Source organism: Nocardia caishijiensis NBRC 108228, from assembly GCF_001612825.1.
Classification (GTDB): Bacteria; Actinomycetota; Actinomycetes; order Mycobacteriales; family Mycobacteriaceae; genus Nocardia; species Nocardia caishijiensis.
On sequence record NZ_BDBE01000025.1, the window covers coordinates 276,425 to 295,077 of the forward strand.

The 18,653-nt window shown below is 65.4% G+C and carries 17 protein-coding genes; 11 read left to right on the plus strand and 6 right to left on the minus strand.

Annotated features, from left to right (window positions below):
* Positions 1-98 precede the first annotated feature (98 nt).
* From dxs to NC7_RS08175, 3 genes are all read left to right on the plus strand, one after another.
* Positions 99-1,988: a 1-deoxy-D-xylulose-5-phosphate synthase gene (gene dxs, locus NC7_RS08165; protein WP_067980918.1), complete on the plus strand. Its 1,890-nt coding sequence runs from the start codon at positions 99-101 to the stop codon at positions 1,986-1,988.
* A 103-nt stretch (positions 1,989-2,091) separates the two neighbouring features.
* On the plus strand, positions 2,092-2,343 hold the full coding sequence (locus NC7_RS08170; RefSeq protein ID WP_067980920.1) for a type II toxin-antitoxin system VapB family antitoxin: 252 nt from the start codon (positions 2,092-2,094) through the stop codon (positions 2,341-2,343).
* Positions 2,343-2,762, plus strand: a complete 420-nt coding sequence (locus NC7_RS08175) for a PIN domain nuclease (protein ID WP_201449870.1) — start codon at positions 2,343-2,345, stop codon at positions 2,760-2,762. The genes NC7_RS08170 and NC7_RS08175 overlap by 1 nt, the downstream gene beginning before the upstream one ends.
* Before the next feature lie 61 nt (positions 2,763-2,823).
* Here the strand turns inward: NC7_RS08175 and NC7_RS08180 are convergent, their stop codons facing one another.
* The 4 genes from NC7_RS08180 to NC7_RS29510 are packed head-to-tail and all read right to left on the minus strand — an operon-like array spanning position 2,824 to position 5,855.
* Positions 2,824-3,588, minus strand: coding sequence for an ESX secretion-associated protein EspG (locus NC7_RS08180; RefSeq protein WP_067980924.1), 765 nt, complete (start codon positions 3,586-3,588; stop codon positions 2,824-2,826).
* A complete protein-coding gene (locus NC7_RS08185; protein ID WP_157101888.1) occupies positions 3,585-4,853 on the minus strand; it encodes a hypothetical protein in 1,269 nt (422 codons plus the stop codon). Before NC7_RS08185 ends, NC7_RS08180 begins: the two co-directional genes overlap by 4 nt.
* Positions 4,854-4,882: 29 nt before the next feature.
* Positions 4,883-5,278, minus strand: a complete 396-nt coding sequence (locus NC7_RS08190) for a hypothetical protein (protein WP_157101889.1) — start codon at positions 5,276-5,278, stop codon at positions 4,883-4,885.
* Positions 5,279-5,303: 25 nt separating this feature from the next.
* On the minus strand, positions 5,304-5,855 hold the full coding sequence (locus tag NC7_RS29510; RefSeq protein WP_159372859.1) for a DUF3558 domain-containing protein: 552 nt from the start codon (positions 5,853-5,855) through the stop codon (positions 5,304-5,306).
* Positions 5,856-6,248: 393 nt separating this feature from the next.
* Between NC7_RS29510 and NC7_RS08200 the strand changes: the two genes are divergently transcribed.
* The 5 genes from NC7_RS08200 (at position 6,249) to NC7_RS29010 (ending at position 13,570) form a co-directional block, all read left to right on the plus strand.
* Positions 6,249-6,575 carry a type VII secretion target gene (locus tag NC7_RS08200; protein WP_067980932.1) on the plus strand — a complete coding sequence of 109 codons (327 nt, stop codon included), beginning with the start codon at positions 6,249-6,251 and terminating at the stop codon, positions 6,573-6,575.
* The gene (locus NC7_RS08205; RefSeq protein ID WP_067980933.1) at positions 6,575-11,080 is read left to right on the plus strand and encodes a DUF6531 domain-containing protein; all 4,506 of its coding nucleotides are present in this window, start codon (positions 6,575-6,577) and stop codon (positions 11,078-11,080) included. The genes NC7_RS08200 and NC7_RS08205 overlap by 1 nt, the downstream gene beginning before the upstream one ends.
* Positions 11,077-11,361 carry a hypothetical protein gene (locus tag NC7_RS08210; protein WP_067980935.1) on the plus strand — a complete coding sequence of 95 codons (285 nt, stop codon included), beginning with the start codon at positions 11,077-11,079 and terminating at the stop codon, positions 11,359-11,361. Before NC7_RS08205 ends, NC7_RS08210 begins: the two co-directional genes overlap by 4 nt.
* Positions 11,362-12,066: 705 nt before the next feature.
* The gene (locus NC7_RS29005; protein WP_157101890.1) at positions 12,067-12,819 is read left to right on the plus strand and encodes a hypothetical protein; all 753 of its coding nucleotides are present in this window, start codon (positions 12,067-12,069) and stop codon (positions 12,817-12,819) included.
* A 280-nt stretch (positions 12,820-13,099) separates the two neighbouring features.
* Complete coding sequence (locus NC7_RS29010; RefSeq protein WP_157101891.1) at positions 13,100-13,570, plus strand: hypothetical protein; 471 nt, start codon at positions 13,100-13,102, stop codon at positions 13,568-13,570.
* A gap of 209 nt (positions 13,571-13,779) precedes the next feature.
* Here the strand turns inward: NC7_RS29010 and NC7_RS08220 are convergent, their stop codons facing one another.
* Positions 13,780-15,030, minus strand: coding sequence for an HRDC domain-containing protein (locus NC7_RS08220; RefSeq protein WP_067980938.1), 1,251 nt, complete (start codon positions 15,028-15,030; stop codon positions 13,780-13,782).
* Positions 15,031-15,052: 22 nt separating this feature from the next.
* On the minus strand, positions 15,053-15,604 hold the full coding sequence (locus NC7_RS08225; RefSeq protein ID WP_067980940.1) for a DUF3000 domain-containing protein: 552 nt from the start codon (positions 15,602-15,604) through the stop codon (positions 15,053-15,055).
* A gap of 206 nt (positions 15,605-15,810) precedes the next feature.
* Here NC7_RS08225 and NC7_RS30080 point away from each other — a divergent pair, with 206 nt between their 5' ends.
* The 3 genes from NC7_RS30080 to NC7_RS08235 all read left to right on the plus strand — a co-directional run bounded on the left by NC7_RS30080 (position 15,811) and on the right by NC7_RS08235 (position 18,566).
* Positions 15,811-15,939: a hypothetical protein gene (locus tag NC7_RS30080; protein WP_255285044.1), complete on the plus strand. Its 129-nt coding sequence runs from the start codon at positions 15,811-15,813 to the stop codon at positions 15,937-15,939.
* A 10-nt stretch (positions 15,940-15,949) separates the two neighbouring features.
* Positions 15,950-17,005, plus strand: a complete 1,056-nt coding sequence (gene hemE / locus NC7_RS08230; protein ID WP_373861232.1) for a uroporphyrinogen decarboxylase — start codon at positions 15,950-15,952, stop codon at positions 17,003-17,005.
* A gap of 214 nt (positions 17,006-17,219) precedes the next feature.
* The gene (locus tag NC7_RS08235) at positions 17,220-18,566 is read left to right on the plus strand and encodes a protoporphyrinogen oxidase (RefSeq protein WP_067980943.1); all 1,347 of its coding nucleotides are present in this window, start codon (positions 17,220-17,222) and stop codon (positions 18,564-18,566) included.
* Positions 18,567-18,653 lie beyond the last annotated feature (87 nt).

The following is an 18,653-nucleotide window of genomic DNA, read 5'->3' on the forward strand; positions in this document are numbered from 1 at the left end:
ACCGTCGGCAGTGCACGACACCGGACGGGGGCTTTCGCCCGTCGCCCGGCCAAATACACTGGGCGGATCAATCGGAAGTCCGGAGGGAGCGAGTTCAGGTGGGAGTGCTGTCGCGGGTGGATTCACCCGAAGATCTGCGCCGGCTGAGCGTGCCGCAGCTGCGGGAACTGGCGGACGAGATCCGCGAGTTCCTCGTGGCGAAGGTCGCCGCCACCGGTGGTCATCTCGGCCCCAACCTCGGTGTGGTCGAGCTGACCATCGCCCTGCACCGGATCTTCGACTCCCCGGCCGACCCGTTGATCTTCGACACCGGCCACCAGGCCTACGTGCACAAGATCCTCACCGGCCGCAAGGACCGCTTCGACACCCTGCGCATGCGCGACGGCCTGTCCGGCTACCCCAGTCGGTCCGAGAGCGAGCACGACTGGGTGGAGTCCTCGCACGCCTCGGCCGCCCTGTCCTACGCCGACGGCCTGGCCAAGGCGTTCTCGCTCACCGACCAGAGCCGCACCGTGGTGGCCGTCGTCGGTGACGGCGCGCTCACCGGCGGCATGTGCTGGGAGGCGCTCAACAACATCGCCGGTGCCGACCGCCCGGTGGTGGTCGTGGTCAACGACAACGGCCGCTCCTACGCCCCGACCATCGGTGGCCTCGCCGACCGGCTCACCGCCCTGCGCACCCAGCCCGCCTACGAACACGCCCTCGACACCGGGAAACGTCTGCTGAAAAGCATTCCGGCCGTGGGTGATTCGGCGTACTCGATGGTGCACGCGCTCAAGGCCGGGATCAAGGACGCGGTGAGCCCGCAGGAACTGTTCGGCGATCTCGGCATGAAGTACGTCGGCCCCGTCGACGGCCACGACCTGGTGGCGCTCGAGGCGGCCATGCGCCGCGCCAAGGACTTCGGCGGCCCGGTCGTGGTGCACGTGGTCACCCGCAAGGGCAACGGCTACGAGCACGCCGAGAACCATGTCGCCGACCAGATGCACGCCTGCGACCCGATCGACCCGCTCACCGGCCGCCCCCTGGCGGGCAAGAAGGCCAAGGGCTGGACGGCGGTGTTCTCCGAGGAGCTCATCGAGCACGCCGCGCGCCGCGACGACATCGTCGCCATCACCGCCGCCATGCCCGGTCCCACCGGTCTGGCCGCTTTCGGTGAGCGCTTCCCCGAGCGCATGTTCGACGTCGGCATCGCCGAGCAGCACGCCATGACCTCCGCCGCGGGTCTCGCGCTCGGCGGCATGCACCCCGTGGTCGCCATCTACGCCACCTTCCTCAACCGTGCCTTCGACCAGTTGCTGATGGATGTGGCGCTGCTGAAGCAGCCCGTCACCGTCGTGCTGGACCGGGCGGGCATCACCGGCCCCGACGGTGCCAGCCACAACGGCATGTGGGACTTCTCGCTGCTCGGCATCATCCCCGGCATCCGCGTGGCGGCCCCTCGCGACGGCGCCACCCTGCGTGAGGAACTCACCGAGGCGCTCGCCGTCACCGACGGCCCCACGGTGCTGCGTTTCCCGAAAGGCACTGTCGCCGAAGACATCACCGCCGTCGAACGACTCGACGGTCTCGACATCCTGCGCCTGGCCGTCCCCGGCTCGGCCCAGTCCCAGCACGGCGACGTCCTGCTCGTCGCCGTGGGCCCCTTCGCCGACACCGCCATGCGCGTCGCCGAAAACCTCGCCCCCCACGGCATCTCGGTCACCGTGGTCGACCCGCGCTGGGTCCTCCCCATCTCGGACACCCTCGTGAAACTCGCCGAGAACTACCGCCTGGTCGTGACCCTCGAAGACGGCGGCCTACACGGCGGCATCGGCTCCACCCTCTCCGCCCACCTCCGCGCCGCGGGCCTCGACATCCCCACCCGAGACCTCGGCGTCCCCCAACAATTCCTCGACCACGCCTCCCGCCCCCAAATCCTCGAGGACCTGGGCCTGACCCCCGAAGCCATCACCCAACGCATCACCGCCTGGCTCGGCACTCACTGAATCTGCGCGAGGCGGCGCTGGTGCCCCAAATCCCACATGTTTGGTGTCCGATCTGCCGGTTCCTGGTGTGTTCGGACGCCGAGTTATGGTGTAGCGTTGATGCATGGCGCGTATGAGTGTTGATGTCAACGAAGAGTGGCTCGAGGCTGCCCAGGAAGTGCTTGGGACGCCGACCAAGGTCGCGACCATCAACGAGGCATTGCGCGCTTTCGCTGTCCGGAAGCAGGCCGAGGCGATTGTCGACGCGTTCGACAGCGTCGAGGTGGACGTTGCGGACTCCGCCCAGGGGTGGCGGACCGGTGGGCGGGATCTAGCACGGCTGGCTGAGGATGTCCGACGCGACAACGTCGCCTGATGGCGCCCCCGGTCTATCTCGCCGACACGTCTGTTTTCGTACTCCGTGCACGTCATCAAGTCGTTCGGCAGCGGTTCGCCGATCTGCTGACGAATGGTCGGCTCGCCGCCTGCCAGATGACTGCTCTCGAGTACCTCAACAATGCACCAGACCCCGCCGGATACGAAACCCTCTGGGGTGCCCTGCATTCCATGCGCTGGGTCGACGTTACGACCGAGTCGATGGATCGCGCGCTGGAAGTGCACCGTGAACTCGCCAAGCACAGCCATCATCGCAATTTCAAGTTGCCGGACCTGATCATCGCCGCGGCAGCCGAACTCGACGGGGCCACGGTTCTGCACTACGACACCGACTTCGACCGAATCGCCGAAATCACGGGCCAACCGTGCGAGTGGGTGGCGGAGCGGGGATCCCTCTGAACTCGCTCCATACGTGCACTGGTATCCCTGCCGCGCAGTTGGACTCGCGGCAGGGACTGATCTACCGGTAAGAAGGCTCGTTGTCCTCGCGGTGGATCGCCAGGGTGGTCTTCATCAGGCGGATCAGTGATTGGCGGGCGTCGGTGAGGTCGCCGGGGCGGGCTTCGACCACCGAACCGCGCTGGGTCACCAGGTAGCGTCCGTCGGGGAAGTCCATCACGTGGAATCCCTGGCCGGGTTGGGGGCGGTTGTCGACCGCCGCGCCGGGGTAACCGGCCAGGTAGACCAGTGTCGACCGGGTGCGGCCGAAGAACGCCTCCGCCTTTTCCTGTGGGGTGCGGCGGTCGGCCGCCCACGGGTCGTAGGGGGTTTCCTCCTCGAGGTCGTTGGTGTTCATGGAGAACACGTCCGCGCGGGCGGCGTCGGTGCGGGGCAGGCGGGCCAGCAGTTTGTCGGGGAGTTGGTCGATGTCGAGCATGCTCATCCGGATGTCGCCGCCGTCACGGTCCATCGGTACCCGCTGCTGTTCCACCAGCACCGCCGAGCGGTCACGCACGGCGGCGAAGGACCGCAGCTTCTCACCCTCGCCGTAACCGGCCAGTTCGAATCGCGCTTCCGGGTCGAGCAGCAACCGCACCGCCCCGTCCAGCGACTCGTCGAACATCGGGACTATCCGCTGCGCCTCCTCCTGCCAGAGTCGGTCGTAATCGGCGACGGTCTCGGCGTCGGAATGCGTCTGCAACGGGTAGGGCAGCACGTCGCGGTCGGCCGCGCGCCACAGCACGGTGAATCCGAGCGCACTGAACTGCCACTGTTTGCCGCTCATTCGCCGATCACCGGTGGCACCGTCTTGACCCGCTGGTCCTCAGCGAGGCCGGTCAACTCCTCGCCGTTCTGCTGGTTGATCAGGTAGTCCTTCGTCTTGGATTCGTTGTCGTCGTCGCCCTTGCCGCGCGCGCCGCCACCACCCATGGCGCCCATGCCTGGCATCCCCGCGCGACCGGATGTGCCCGCACCCGAACCGGCACTCGCACCGGACTTTCCAGCGGTCGCGCCACCCGGGGTACCGGGCATGGATGTACCCGCTCCCGGTACGCCACTGCCCGGCGAGGAGCCGCCCGGTGACCCGGTGCCGGGCGAACCGCCGGTGCCGGTTGGCAGCGTCGATCCCGGTGTCCCGGCCGGGGACGTGGGATTCTCCAGCGTGTTCTGTGGCGTCACCGCGGCGGGCTCTTCGGTCTCCGGCGTGCTGGTGTCACCGGTGTCCTCGTCGTCGGACGGGTCTTCGGTCGTCGGCTCTTCGGTCGTGGGTTCCTCGGTGGTGGGCAGCTCGGTCGTCGGATTCTGCGTCGTCGGTGTGTCGGTGGACGGTTTGCCCGTGGTCGAGCCCGGATCGCCGTTGTTGCCACCGGGATTCGCACCTGGATCGACCGGGTTGTACGGCTGCGGAACCAGCGGCACATCCTCGTCCGCTTTCCGAACCGCCTGGTAGAAAACACCTTCGACCAATTCGGCCGCTTCGGTCTTCGCGGTGTCGGCGTTGTGCGTGTTCATCTTCCAGGTGGGGCCGGGAATCCAGCTCGCGACACCGCTGATGAACGACCCGTCGTGCGGCTTGGCGCGGTCTTTGGTCACCTGCATGGCCGACTGTACGAGCTTCACCTTCTCGGCCATCATCTGCGCGGAGGTCAGCAGGTTGCTCGATTTGCTGACATAGTCCGCGATACCGGCACCCGCGCTGGCTGCCGCACCACCCGTCCACTTCTCCGCGATCGCCTTCTGGATCTCGGAGTCGTACGTCTTCAAACCGGTTTCGAGCCTGTTGCGCAGTGTCTCCCAGCGGGTGTGCAGCGCGCTGACATCGGTGATCGACATGGCGGAGACACGGTCGTACAGGTCGTCCATATTGCGTGGATCCTTGTAGGAACCTTCGGTGACCTGAGGCTTCTGGTATTGACCGTCGAAAACGGAGCTCAATTCGGTGAGCCGGTTGCGGGCGATGGTGGCGTCAGGGCTCTCGTCCATCGAGCGCGTAGGTTTGCTGCCGTCGGCGTAGTCCTTCAACTGGAAGTAGGTCGAAACAACCGGCACCGACCGTCCCACTGCTTCTAGGAACGACATCACTTACCTCCGGCGGGAATGTTGTTGCCCAGTGCATTCGTGTCCGCAGCCCCCGATTCGTCCTGGCTCTCGTACTTCTTCACCGAGATGTCGATGGTGTCGCGGATCAGGGTGAGGACTTCGATGTGCTCTTGGAACGCGGTGTTGAAATCGCGTTCTCCGCCAACGGCTTTCATGCCGAGCATCTTGGCCAGCTCGTCCGCGCAGTCGAATCGGCCGAGGCCGGAGACAGTCGCCAGCGACTGCAGGTCGTTTTTCAACTGGTTGAACAAGTTGATCTGATTGTTGCTCGCATCTCGGCAACTCGTTGCCACTGACGGGTCCAAGTACAGGCGACCTGCCTTAGCCTCCTCGTTCAGATACTGCCAGCGGGACTTCTCATCAGACGGAGCCACCGCACCCCCTTACTCGTCGCGACTTCTATTTGGGAAAAAGTGGAACAATCGCCTCCGCGATCGGCTGCAACCTTTCACACGGTGGAACGGTCTTCGCCTGGACGCCCGTGTTCAGAAGGTCCAGCTGAGCGAGCCCGCTCGCAGTCGAAAATGCGATTGAGCAATCTTCATCTGCGTCGTAGTGGCTTTGCCGGAACTGCACACCACTACGCCCACCGATCACGACATCCTTGAATTCGATGTTGGTGGGTTTCGCTCTCACTTCAGCGATCGTGTGAATCGTCGAGTAGACGCCGATGCCCCAGCCAGACGGGAACTCCGCGTCATCCCAGCGACAGATCTTCCAACCCGGCTCCTCGACCCCGAGGATCCCCGACCGCTTCGAACCGACACCCAACCCCAGCCCAGTCAACGTCGAGTCCGGGATCTGCGTACACGGATCCCACAGCGCCGCCGTAGCCGCCGCCGTATCCGTACTCGGCTGCGCAGTACCCGTCTCGGTACCGGAACACCCGCCCACCGCCAGCACTCCGCACATCAGGCCGACCACCATCGCCGATTGTCGCCGCACGAGCATCCTCCGTCTCCCCGATCGCCCGAGCCGCAGCCCAGCCATACCGAACCAATCCCACGCGGCGCCCGATCGCTCCCCGCATCCGGGCCGCTCTGTCGTCGCGCCTAGCCTACGACACCGTCGCGCCGAGAACACCCGGCGTTCCGGTCGTCGTGATCGGTCCCGGCACAGCACTGCGTCATCAGGGTTGGACGCAGCGAAGCCCTGTGCGGTTCCATCGTTTTCGTCACCCGAAGATCGGCCTTCCGATCGGCTACGCTCGGCAACTGGCACTGCGTGCCGCAACCCGGAGCGGGCGCATTCGCGCTGTTGCGGGTCGTTCTGGTTCGACACCGGATGGTCGACGGGCTCGGGAGTGCCCACCATGCGGAGTGCACATGAGGGGTGGGACGTCCGATGACGAGTGCCGACGGCGCGGGGGAACTGAATGTCGACCCGGGCACGATCAGAACTCACGCCACCAACTTGTCCTCGGCGGGCTCCGGGCTGACCCAAGCGCTGGAAGCGGCGCAGGCGGTATCGGCACCGTCGGACGCGTTCGGCCAGCTCTGCGCCTTTCTCGGTCCGCTGTTCGTCGACGCGGTGGAGACCGACGGCATCGAGGCGATCCAGGCCGCGATCACCGCCTTCGGTGACACGAGCGCCAACCTGACCGCCGTCGCCGACGCGTTCACCACCCGCGACACCACCCATGCCGCGGCGTTGAAGAACCTCGACGTCTGATGACGAATCCGCTCATCGCGGCCAAGGAGGACACCACCACCTGGTCGTCGGGTATCAGTCTGGTCAGTTCGGTCAACGACTTGTCGGCGGCGATCTCGGGAGGTTCCTGGATCGAGACCGGACTCGGGGTGGTCGGTCTGGCCGCCGAAGCCGCCGTTCTCGTCGTCGACCCGCTCGGCACGCTCGCCGGGTACGGCGTCGGCTGGTTGATCGAGCACTGCGAACCGCTCCAGGACGCTCTGGACTGGATCGCCGGTGATCCCGCCCAGATCGAGGCCTACGCCAAGACGTGGGACAACGTCGCCACGCGCATCAGCGAGGTGGCGACCGCCCAGAGCGCCGCGGTGACCGCCGACCTGGGGGAGTGGACGGGCGCCACCGCCACCGCCTACAGGAGCGCAGCCACCAACACCACCAACCTGCTCACCGCCGCCAACGGCGCGGCGACCGCCGCGGCGTCGGCGATCCGAATGGCCGGTGGCATCGTGTCGGCGGTTCGTGAGGTCGTGCGCGATCTGGTCGCCCAGACCGTCGGTCGCCTGGCGGTGTGGGCGGCGGAAGCGGTCTTCACAGCCGGACTGGCCACCCCGCTGGTCGCGGTCCAGGCCACCGCCTACATCGCCAAGACGGTGGCGATGATCGCGAAGCTGTTCAGCAAACTCGCCAAGACGATGGCGAATCTGAAACCGCTGCTGAAGCAGTTGAAGTCGGCCTTCGGTGACATCGCGAAGGCTTTCAAGAAGACACCGTCGAAGACCTCGAAGAACGGCGACGACACCCCCGTCACCAGCCCGGCCAACACCGCAAAGCCGACCGACCCCGCGACGACGAAATCACCCGACCAACCGACCAATCCGGCGAACTCGCCGGACACCGCCGCGAAGACCCCCGAGAACTCGGCTACTCCCGACACCACGAAACCCGCCGGTACCCCCACCGACACCAGCAAACTCACCGACCAATCCCCGGCCGGGAAACCGGATCTGAACAAGACCGCCAAACAGACCAACGACTGTGGTGACCCGGTCGACGCCGCCACCGGCGAGTTCCTGCTCCCGGAAACAGATGTCGACCTGCCGGGAGTGCTGGCGTTGGTGCTGACACGTCGACACCGTTCGTCGTATCGGATGGGTCGCTGGTTCGGCCCGTCCTGGGCGGCGACTCTGGACATGCGGGTGATCGCCGATCAGGTCGGGGTCAGGTTCATCGGTCCGGACGGTGAGCTGTGGCAATTCCCGCACACCGCGCCCGGCGTTCCGGTTCGCCCGGTACACAGCGGTATTCGCGCGACGATGACGCGCACCGACACCGGCGGCTATTCGGTCCACGACCCGGAGCGCGAACTCACCTGGAATTTCCGGCCGAACCCGGTCCTCGGCGGGTGGGACACCCAGCATGGCGAGTACGCGATCACCGAGGTCGTCGACCACCACGACAATCGGATCACCTTCCACTACAACGCCGTCGGCCAACCTGTCGAGGTGACGCACTCCGGGGGATACCGGGTGCGTGTCGACACCACCGGCGACCGGGTGACCGGTCTGACCGTGCTCGGCGACACCGAGACGGTTGTTCGCGAATTCGGCTACACCGCAGGCGATCTGACCACCGTCACCAACGGTGTCGCAGCGAGCACGACCTACCGCTACGACGACCATCGCATGGTGTCGTGGCGTGACTCGCGCGGCACCGAGTTGCACAACACCTACGACCGTTCCGGTCGGGTGGTGAAACAGGTAGGCACCGACGGCATCATGTCCGCCACCTTCGCCTACGAAGAGCTCCCCGAGTTCCGTCGCACCCGAACCCTGCACACGAACTCCCTCGGCCACACCACCGTCTACGAGTTCGACGAAGACCTCTGCCTGCGCACGACGATCGACCCGCGCGGCGCGACCTCGATCACCGACTTCAACGAATTCCGTCAACCGGTCCGTCACGTCGACCCGTACGCCAACATCACCACCTACCTCTACAACGCCGACGGCGACCTGATCCTGCTGCGGCGCCCCGACCAGCGAGCCATCACCATCGACTACGCGGCCCCGCGCCGCCCCGCCACGATCACCGACGTCGACGGCACCGCTCTCACCCGCACCTACGACACCGACGGCAATCCGGCGACCGTCACCGACGCCGACGGCATCACCACCTCCTACACCCACCATCCGTGCGGCGCACCGGCTTCGATCACCCTCTCGACCGGCGCCATCACCCGCATCGACGTGGATGCCGCCGGTCTTCCGATCCGCGTCACCGAACCCGGCAACGTGGTCACCACCGTCGAGCGCGACGCCTTCGGTCGCCCCGTGGTGGTCACCGACCCGCTCGGCAACAGCAGCACCTACACGTATTCGGCCGAGGGCAAGACGCTGTCCCACACCGACCCCGACGGCGCCACCCAGTCCTGGACTTACGACGGTGAAGGCAACCTCCTCACCCACACCAACGAGATCGGTGCCGTCACCCGCTACACCTACGGCACCTTCGACGTGGTCCGCACGCGCGAATCCCCGGACGGCGGCGTCACCTCCTACACCCACGACACCGAACGTCGCCTCACTTCGGTCACCAATCCCCTGGGCGACACCTGGACCTACGAATACGACCCGTCCGGGAACGTCCGCACCGAAACCGACTACAACGGCTCGGTCACCACCACCGAATACGACCTGCTCCACCGCGCGTCCATCGTCACGACGCCGACCGGTGTCCAGCACCGGCACAGTTACGACGTCCTCGGCCGGTTCACCGGCGTCAGCACCGATACCGGCGAATGGATCAGCCGCACCTACACGCCCACCGGCCAGCTCGCCGCCACCCGAAACGGTCTGAACGACAAGACGATCCATTCGCTCACCTTCGACCACACGCCCGCCGGACGACTGCTGGCCCAACACGTCGACGGACGCACCAGCACCTACACCCACGACACTCACGGCCTCCGAATCGGCTACCGCACGCCGAGCGGCGCCGCCGTGGCCTACGAGCGCACCCCCACCGGGCAGGTCACCGCCCTCACCACCCAGGGCCACCGATTCGCCTTCACCCACGACGCCCTCGGCCGCCAGAACAGCTGGCACAGCGCGGGAATCGGCCAACACAACACCTACAGCCCCAACGGCTACACCCTCAGCCGCGAACTCGTGCAGCTGAACCCCCGCACCAGCACCCCCACACAACTGCTCGAACGCGACGAATATGCCTGGCGGGCCGACGGTTACATCACCAACCACACCACCAGAACCGCCACCGGCCACTACCGCCGCGACTACACCCTCGACGTCCTCGGCCGTATCACCCACATCACCACCCCCACCGGTGTCACCGAGCAGTACGGCTACGACGCCCTCTCGAACCTGACCACCGTCGACCTACCCTCTGCCCCCGAACTCGGTCCCGCAGCCGAACCCACCCCTGGTCCCGAATCTCACGAGTCCGCACCCGACTCACGCTTCGAATACCGCAACAACCTGCTGATCCGCGCCGGCCGAACCCGCTACCACTACGACGCCGCAGGCCGCCTGATCCGCAAGGAGAAAACCCGCCTCTCCCGCAAACCAGCCATCTGGCACTACCGCTACAACGCCTTCGACCAACTCATCGAAGTAACCACCCCCGACACCACAACCTGGACCTACACCTACGACCCCTTCGGCCGCCGCACCACCAAACACCACCAACCCACCCAAACCCACACAACCTTCACCTGGGACGGCCCCCACCTCACAGAACAAACAACCACCACCCCCACCACCACCCGAACCCACACCTGGACCAACCACCCCACCACCCACGTCCCCCTCACCCAGTCGGTCGACGACCAATTCTGGGCAATAGTCACCAACCTCCAAGGCCAACCCACCCACCTAGCCGACCCCACCACCGGCACGCTCACCTCAACAGCGACCACCACCCTCTGGGGCCAAACCATCTGGACCGGCCCCGAAACCCCCCACCGCTTCCAAGGCCAACAACACGACCCCGAAACCGGCCTGAATTACAACTTTCATCGCTATTACGATCCCGAAACCGGCAGGTATCTTACCCAAGACCCGCTGGGGTTGCGACCGGCGCCTAATCCCAACTCTTACCCGCGTAACCCAATATCATGGGTCGATCCGTTAGGGTTGGCATGTAGGGAGTACATCAACACATATAATGGCGATGGTGGTATTATCGCAAAATTGACGGAGGATGGGATCCTGTCCCTGGTTATAGAGCGGGGGGCTGGAACGCCTAGCGGGCGCGACATGTTTTCTGAAATGGTGGAGCATTTCGGAAGGGAAAACATTACCGGCATCGATGCGAAGTGGGTTACCTCCATGCCGACAAATCTTGAGCATTTCAATAGATCTATTCGTGAGGGATTGAGTATCGAGGAAGCGGCTCTGGGCTCCTTTACCGGAAAGCGGGCGACGGAGCTTGGCTTCACTAACGTAGAGGTCACGAAGCGGGTAGGGGAGCCGGGTGCATACACTGACGTGGAGGTCTCGTTCAGGTGAGCGTGAATAAGATTGACGAGAAATCTATCGCCGTGCGTCGGATGATTGATTCGGAATGTAGCTTTGAGGAGATTTTAGGATATTTGAATTCGGATGATTCATTTGAACTGTCCGGCTTCCGGTTGATTGCTGTGCTGTCTACTGCGTGTGGGGTCTCATTCACGATCATCCGTGACCGGATTCTGCCCTTCTTCTCCGCCGAGATGAACGTCGATGGGGAAATGGAGGAGATTGAAAGTGAATGGCAACATATCTGCCATCTCGGGCGTAATCAGTATTAGGCATTCCATTTGTCTGGACTTATTTCGCGCGGTTGTCCGCTTTGGGAGAGTCGGATATTGTCAGTCGTGGAATTCCATAAGTTTCTAGCGGAGGTAGCGGGTAGCGGCTCGCTACTTGGCCTCAAACGGGGGGGGTACCCGTGGGGGATGTAGACCGCGTCATGCGTAACGCTCGCTATTATGAGGAAGTTCATCGAAGAGATGCCTGGATGCGCCGAACATCTGATGTTCGAGTTGGACTGGCGGGCGACATTGATCTCCAGCATTTCCCGAAGGGACTCATTTGTGGTCCTACTGGACGGCGTTGTATGTCAAGGAGTCTTAGAACGGGGTATCGCGTACGATTCGGGAAGAATTATTGACCTGTGTCACGGCAGATATCCGAGTGCTCTCGATTGGGAATTAAATCGGCAAAATTGTCACTGAAGGCCGTGCCTGGCCGGTGCGAAAGACTTGGATGGCATGTAGTAGGTGAATGCGGACCGACCGTGGAGATCTCTGGTCGCTCCGGATCTAGAGTTCTTCACGCGCCTAGCGGGCTGGGTTACGCAAACTCCAGCACAAAAGTGGGGCACCCGCGCAGTACTTTGTTGCACAGTTCGATAGAACGAAGGGGGAGCTTGTTACTGCATCTAAGCCTAACTCGGGGCAGCTTGCTGCAATGGCAATTTTGAAAGGGTGGTACTGAGGACGGGAGAAGCTTTGATGGCGAGAAGACATCCGAATGCGCCTTTTGTAACAACAACGATTTATTCGGCCAGCCCCGAAGAGGAGACGTTCCGTCGTGTGACGGAAATTCTCGCCGATCTCGGAAGTTCGACTGGTTCTGTCAGATATGCGCCGTACGACGTTGGATTTGTAGGAGATTTGCCCACGCCAATGGATGTGAGTGGGAAAATGGAGTCGAACTCCGACGGTCCCACAGTTGCGCGTCGACCGATCGAGGAACTATTTCAATTGCCCAAGTTCGGGCCGGCCGTGTGTGAATATACGCGGCGCTGGGGGAGTGTCGACCGGTTCCCGGTGGCTGTAAATTTCTCGGCCGAAGAACTCGGGATGCCAGTCGATTATCTCGACAAGGGGCAACTATTGCTTGCTGGAAAGCGGCAGAAGTTTACCAGGCAAGTGCTTCGCCGCATGTCGGACATACCGGGTGGACTTTATGGTTCGGTAGATATTGAGCAGCCGGTGCCGACTCCTCATGCGTTATCGTCGGTGCCCCTGCCGTTGGAACTGTTTGTCTCCAATAGGTTACTATCAGTTGGTGTCCAGAATAGGTTGGAGGACCTGTATTCGTCTGTCGGCGGAACGCTGACACTATGGGATAATGGCTCCTTCTATACACCATTTCCCAATGTGCGGGATCGCAACCTCCGGCGCAGACCTGACTTGCGAGACTTGGCCAAGGCTGTTACAGCGGTTGTTGCTGCGGCTATCGAATCGTCCGGTAACCCCTGAGTTTGGAATTCGGATAGAGCGCAAATGGGCTGCCTAGGCGTGGCAATGAAGCGGATACTTCGCGACTAAAGGGAGGTAACAGTTGACAATCGGGAATCTGTATGGGGCGCGACCTGGTCGGCTCCCGAAGATTCTGATCAGGCTGTCCCGGGCCGATTGGTATTCGCCGCTTCAAATGGACCGCGCGACCAGGCGTAGGGCTGCTAGCGATTGAGGAGCACTTCCAGTACGACAGCGAGAGTCTGCGTTGGGGCTGCAGCCGGGTTGGATGGAGGTAAACATGAAATTTGGAGAGGCATTATCTGAAATTGGCGAATCGGAGCTGGAAACTATTCAACGGTGCAATGCGTTATTCGCACGCTCGGATGCGGTATCGATCCTGCGTAACGCATTGAAATCAGGAGCTCCAGAAAGGTGGGGCGCTCTCGTTGCACTCAGATATGCACCGCGATCTGTGCTTATTGAGTTGTTTTCAGACTTATTTCAGATCTCGCTGGAAACAAATGACCAGGTTGGAATGGCGCACGAAATAATGTTTCGACTAGGGCGTGAAACCCTCGACAAGGAACTGTCGAAACACGTGATGGAACTGATGAATCGGGATCATCTCACGTGGGAAGAGTTTCGTCGGGTGTGCGCGCTACTCGACAAACTCGGATATCCGGACTTGATTCGAATTGTGATCGCGAGGGCCTCCGAATCCGAGGATCCTGACATAGCGGAGGTTGTCGAGGACTATGGGAATCTGTGAAGATGGTCGTAATCGCATGGCACGGCGGTCGATGGAGGCTGACGTTCGGGCGATTCTGGCCGATCAGTGGTAAGGCATCGTCGGAACCGTCTCAGTTGGGTAGCCGCGTTCACGCGCAGATCTCCCTGTTGGGAGGTGCGGACCTGGAGGTTCCCGGCTCGGGAAGAGGCTCCCCGAGGGGCAGACTTCGCGGCTCGCTGAGTCTTGCTTCACCCCTCGCGGGGCGTCAGCGCCTTGGTCAGTGCCGGGACGGCAAGAGTGCGCTGCCATGGTCGCGCACCACCCGCACGCAGGAACTCCTCGATCGCCGTGGAAAGCTCGTCGGGTGTGCCCACGTTCTTGTAGTCGGGCAATCCGTCCCAACACAGGCGACGCACCAGATCGGGGGAGAGCAGGTTTTCCACCGGGATCGAATGCTGGGTGGAGAGCTCGCCCATGGCGTTGCGGGCGGTGGTGAGGCGGGCGGCGGCGACGGGGTCGCGGCGTTCCCAGCGGTTGACGGGGGGTGGGCCGTCGAAGGGGAGGGTGAGGGGTGGGAGTTGTTTGTCGGGGAGGGCGCGGGCGCGGTCTACGGCGGCGAGCCAGTCGCGGGAGTAGCGGCGTTGGCGGGGGCCGCCGAAGACGGGGAGGGTGCGCAGTTGGGCGATGGTGCGGGGGTCGTTGGTCGCGGCGGCGACGATGGCGGAGTCGGGGAGGATGCGGGAGGGGGCGACGTCGCGGGCGCGGGCGAGTTCGTCGCGGGTGGTCCACAGTTCGCGGACGACGGCGAGTTGGCGGGGGCGGCGCAGGGTGTGGATGCCGGAGGTGCGGCGCCAGCGGTCGGCCTTGGGGGTGGGTGGGTCCATGGTGCGGACGTGTTCGAATTCCTCTGCGGCCCAGTCGATTTTGCCCTGGGTGGTGAGGTCGTCGGCGACGGTGTCGCGGAGTTCGAGCAGGAGTTCCACGTCGAGGGCGGCGTAGTTGAGCCACTCGTCGGGTAGGGGGCGGGTGGACCAGTCGGCGGCGCCGTGGCCTTTGCGCAGGGAACGGCCGAGCAGGTTCTCCACCATGGCGGCGAGGCCGACGCGTTCGTAACCGGCGAGGCGGCCGCCGAGTTCGGTGTCGAAGAGGCGGGCGGGGCGCAGGCCCAGTTCGGCGAGGCCGGGGAGGTCCTGGTCGGCGGAGTGCAGCACCCATTCGAGGTCGTTGATCGCTTCGGCCAGGGGGGTGAGCGCGTCGGTGACGGGGATGGGGTCGATCAGGAAGGTGCCCGCGCCTTCGCGGCGCAGCTGGATCAGGTAGGCGCGCGCGGAGTAGCGGAAACCGGACGCGCGTTCGGCGTCGACGGCCAGCGGGCCGGTGCCCGAGGTGAGGGATTTGGCGGCCGCGGCGACCTCGTCGGGGGTGGCCAGCACGGGTGGAACCCCCTCGGCGGGGGCGAGCAGGGGCTCTGCTGCGGTTGGTTCCTCGGCGACCGACATAAACGTGAACTCTACGTGGCGATCAGGGTCTGTCGGTGTGGGTATAGGAGTCCGGCCGTAAATGCGTGATTCCGGCGGGCGGCAACCCGGCGGCGAAGGCGAGCACCTCGCAGAACGCCTCCACGTGACGGCGCATCTCGGTGTTCATCGCCGTCCAGGACGCCCGCAGCTCCAATTGGTGGGCGCGCGGGGGGCCTGCGATGTCGCCGTAACGCACCGAACTGGTGGCGGTGACGGTGCCGCCGAGGGCGGTGAACGGTTCACCGCGCGACTCGAGGGAGTCGACCAGCCAGCTCCACGCGACCTCGGGGAGCAGGGGGTCGGCGGCGAGGTCGGCGTCGATGTCGGCCTGGATGTAGGCGACCAGCCGGAACACTCCGTGCCAGGCCTCGTCCCCGTCGGGGTCGTGGAGCAGGATCAGCCTGCCGAACGCGTCGCCCTCGGAGTCGGTCGGCACGACGGGGCTGTCGGGGTGCACGACCTCCGCCCCGAGCGCATAGGAGAACGGCGCCAAGCGCTGTGGTGGGCGGATAGGCGCCAGTTCGATTCGAGGGTGCACGGTTGCGGTGCCCATCGCATCGACCGCCGCCCGGAAAGAAGCAGGCTCGCGGGGCGTTCCCCCGGTCGGTGCGGCGCCGTCGCGGATGTCGAGCGGTGTCACGAGGGAAACCGTAGACGGTGGGTGTGCGGGGCGTGCGGAGGCGCGCCGCCCACGACGGGCCGGTCGAGGGTGCGTTGCGGAGGGTGCATTCTGCGGCGCCTCGCGATGCGCGATGTGCGATGAAAGAGAGCGGCGGGTTGGAACGTGCCTCGTCGCGCGACGGCAGCACCATCGAGGTGGGGCCGACGGAGATCCAGGTCGAACTCCGCGACCTCACCCCGCAACGGCGAGTAGGTTCGCCCGCCTAGGATCATCGTGGTGAGCACCTACACCCGCCGCCGGTTGACCGATGCCCCTTTCCTGGCCGCCGCCACCGGCGCGACGCCGAGCAGGCGACCGGTCTGGTTCATGCGTCAGGCAGGCCGTTCGCTGCCCGAGTACCGGGAGCTGCGCAAGGGCATCGGCATGCTCGAGTCGTGCTTCGACCCGGAGCTGGTGTGTGAGATCACCATGCAGCCGATCCGCCGTCACGGGGTGGACGCGGCAATCCTGTTCTCCGACATCGTCGTTCCGCTCAAGGCCGCGGGTATCGACCTCGACATCGTGCCCGGTGTCGGCCCGGTGATCGCTTCCCCGGTGCGCACCGAGGCCGACGTGCGCGCCCTGCCGAGGTTGCGTCCGGAGGAAGTCGGCGCGGTCACCTCGGGCGTGCGGCTGCTCACCGACGCGCTCGGAGACACCCCGCTCATCGGTTTCGCCGGTGCGCCGTTCACGCTGGCCTCCTACCTGGTTGAGGGCGGACCGAGCAAGCAGCACGAACGCACCAAGGCGATGATGCACGCCGACCCGAAGACCTGGCACGCGCTGCTCGGCACCCTCACCGACATCACCATCGCCTTCCTGCAGGCCCAGCTCGCCGCCGGTGTCGACGCGGTGCAGCTGTTCGATTCGTGGGCAGGTGCGCTGTCGCTGGCCGACTACCGCGAGTTCGTGCTGCCGCATTCGGAGCGGGTGTTCGCCGAGATCGCCGACGCGGGTGTGCCGCGCATCCACTTCGGTGTCGGCACCGGCGAGCTGCTCGGCGCGATGGGTGAGGCCGGTGCCGACGTGGTCGGCGTCGACTGGCGGGTGCCGCTCACCGAGGCCGTGCGCCGGGTCGGTGCGGGGAAGGGCCTGCAGGGCAACCTGGACCCGGCCATCCTGTTCGCCGGGTTCGACGCCGTGGAGGCGGAAGCGCGGCGCATCGTCGCGGAGGCGGACGAGGCGATCACGTTGGGCGCGACCGGTCACATCTTCAACCTGGGTCACGGGGTGCTGCCGGATACCGATCCCGGTGTGCTGACAGCGCTGGTCGAATTGGTCCACTCGCTGTAGGCAGGGCTACCGCGCACGCACCTGGGGTAGCCCACAGCCGAGGTACCCCGCCCTCGTCGGCAGCGAGAGCTGAGTGGTCAGCCGATGCCTTGACAACGGTACGGACCCCACATCGTGCGAATCGGTGGATCACGAGGCGGGTGGCGGCGTGACACAGCCGACACAGTACGGACGCGTCTCGTCGGCATGCTGGCCCCACAGCTACGGTCGGGGGATGCGGATCGCGGTTGTCGGGGGCGGAATCAGCGGGCTCGTCGCGGCGTACCGGCTGCGTCAGCACCTGGGTGGTGGTGCCGACATCGTCGTGCTCGAGCAGCGCGCGCGGGTCGGCGGGGTGTTGCACACCGGTGAATTGGCCGGGGAGCCAGTGGATCTCGGTGCGGAGGCGTTCGTCGGACGGCGGCCCGAAGTGATCGAGTTGATGGGCGAACTCGGCCTCGACGATCAACTGGTGCGACCCGCCGGGAAACGGCCGTTGGTGTGGGCGGGGGAGCGCGCGCACCCGCTGCCGGGGCGCACGCTGATGGGTATCCCGTCCGATGCCGAATCGCTGCGCGGACTCGTCGACGACGACACCCTGCGGCGCGTGGCGACCGAGCCGCAGCGGCCACTGCGCTGGGAACCCGGCTCGGACGTCGACGTGCAGTCGCTGGTTGCCGAACGGTTCGGCCGACAGGTCGTCGAACGCAGTGTCGACCCGCTGCTCGGGGGCGTTTACGCGGGGATCAGCGCGTCGATCGGCCTCCGTGCGGCCCTGCCCACGCTCGCCGCCGCCCTCGACGACGGCGCACCGAACCTCACCGACGCGGTGCGCGAGGCGATGCCCGCGCCCAGCTCCGCACCGGTCTTCGGGGGACTCCGCGACGGGTACGGCGTCCTGCTCGCCGCACTGACCGAGGCGTCGGGGGCCCGCCTCGCGCCCGAGCTGACCGCGACACGGCTGGCGCGGTCGCCGCGGGGATGGGTGGTCGATCCGATCGGCGCCGTCGATGCGGTCGTGCTCGCGACACCCGCCCCGGTCACCGCCCGGTTGTTGCACTACGTCGCGCCCGACGTGGCTGCCCTCGTGGGCGGGATCGAACTGTCGTCGTCGGCGCTCGTCGCGATGGCGTTGCCGAAAGACACCGCCCTGCCGGACAATTCGGGGATTCTCGTCGCCACCGGAGAACCCTTGCGGGCCAAGGCTTTCACTCTGTCGAGCCGCAAATGGCCGCATCTCGCCGCGCGCGATGTCGCCCTCGTGCGCGCTTCGTTCGGCCGCTTCGGGGACGAGAAACCCCTCACCTGGACCGACGACGAACTGATCTGCGCCGCCGTCGAGGACCTGAGCACGGTCACCGGTGCGACGATCACCCCGTCCGCCGCCGTCGTCCAGCGCTGGCCCGGTGGCCTGCCCCAATACGCACCCGGCCACACCACGCGGATCGACGCCGTCGAAGCCGCGATCGCCCCGCTCGACGGTCTCGCCCTCGCCGGTGCCTACCTGCACGGTGTCGGCGTCCCGGCGTGCGTCGCCACGGGCACCGCTGCCGCGGCACGCATCGCGCGCGGCCTGCCCTGACGACCCGACCGGGCGTTCACCGCCGGCGGGGCAGCCCGGTGGTCGGTTGGCACCGCCGAACACCCGGCCGAACACATCAGGTCGGGG

What these genes read in the sequence shown, in the direction of transcription:
- NC7_RS08225 (WP_067980940.1), bottom strand. Translation starts at nt 15,604, where the DNA reads ATGGGCACCGCAACCGTGCACCCTCGAATCGAACTGGCGCCTATCCGC.
- NC7_RS08220 (WP_067980938.1), bottom strand. Translation starts at nt 15,030, where the DNA reads ATGTCGGTCGCCGAGGAACCAACCGCAGCAGAGCCCCTGCTCGCCCCC.
- NC7_RS30080 (WP_255285044.1), top strand. Translation starts at nt 15,811, where the DNA reads ATGAAAGAGAGCGGCGGGTTGGAACGTGCCTCGTCGCGCGACGGCAGC.
- NC7_RS08205 (WP_067980933.1), top strand. Translation starts at nt 6,575, where the DNA reads ATGACGAATCCGCTCATCGCGGCCAAGGAGGACACCACCACCTGGTCG.
- NC7_RS08200 (WP_067980932.1), top strand. Translation starts at nt 6,249, where the DNA reads ATGACGAGTGCCGACGGCGCGGGGGAACTGAATGTCGACCCGGGCACG.
- NC7_RS08175 (WP_201449870.1), top strand. Translation starts at nt 2,343, where the DNA reads ATGGCGCCCCCGGTCTATCTCGCCGACACGTCTGTTTTCGTACTCCGT.
- NC7_RS08235 (WP_067980943.1), top strand. Translation starts at nt 17,220, where the DNA reads ATGCGGATCGCGGTTGTCGGGGGCGGAATCAGCGGGCTCGTCGCGGCG.
- NC7_RS08180 (WP_067980924.1), bottom strand. Translation starts at nt 3,588, where the DNA reads ATGAGCGGCAAACAGTGGCAGTTCAGTGCGCTCGGATTCACCGTGCTG.
- NC7_RS29510 (WP_159372859.1), bottom strand. Translation starts at nt 5,855, where the DNA reads ATGCTCGTGCGGCGACAATCGGCGATGGTGGTCGGCCTGATGTGCGGA.
- NC7_RS29010 (WP_157101891.1), top strand. Translation starts at nt 13,100, where the DNA reads ATGAAATTTGGAGAGGCATTATCTGAAATTGGCGAATCGGAGCTGGAA.
- NC7_RS29005 (WP_157101890.1), top strand. Translation starts at nt 12,067, where the DNA reads ATGGCGAGAAGACATCCGAATGCGCCTTTTGTAACAACAACGATTTAT.
- NC7_RS08170 (WP_067980920.1), top strand. Translation starts at nt 2,092, where the DNA reads ATGGCGCGTATGAGTGTTGATGTCAACGAAGAGTGGCTCGAGGCTGCC.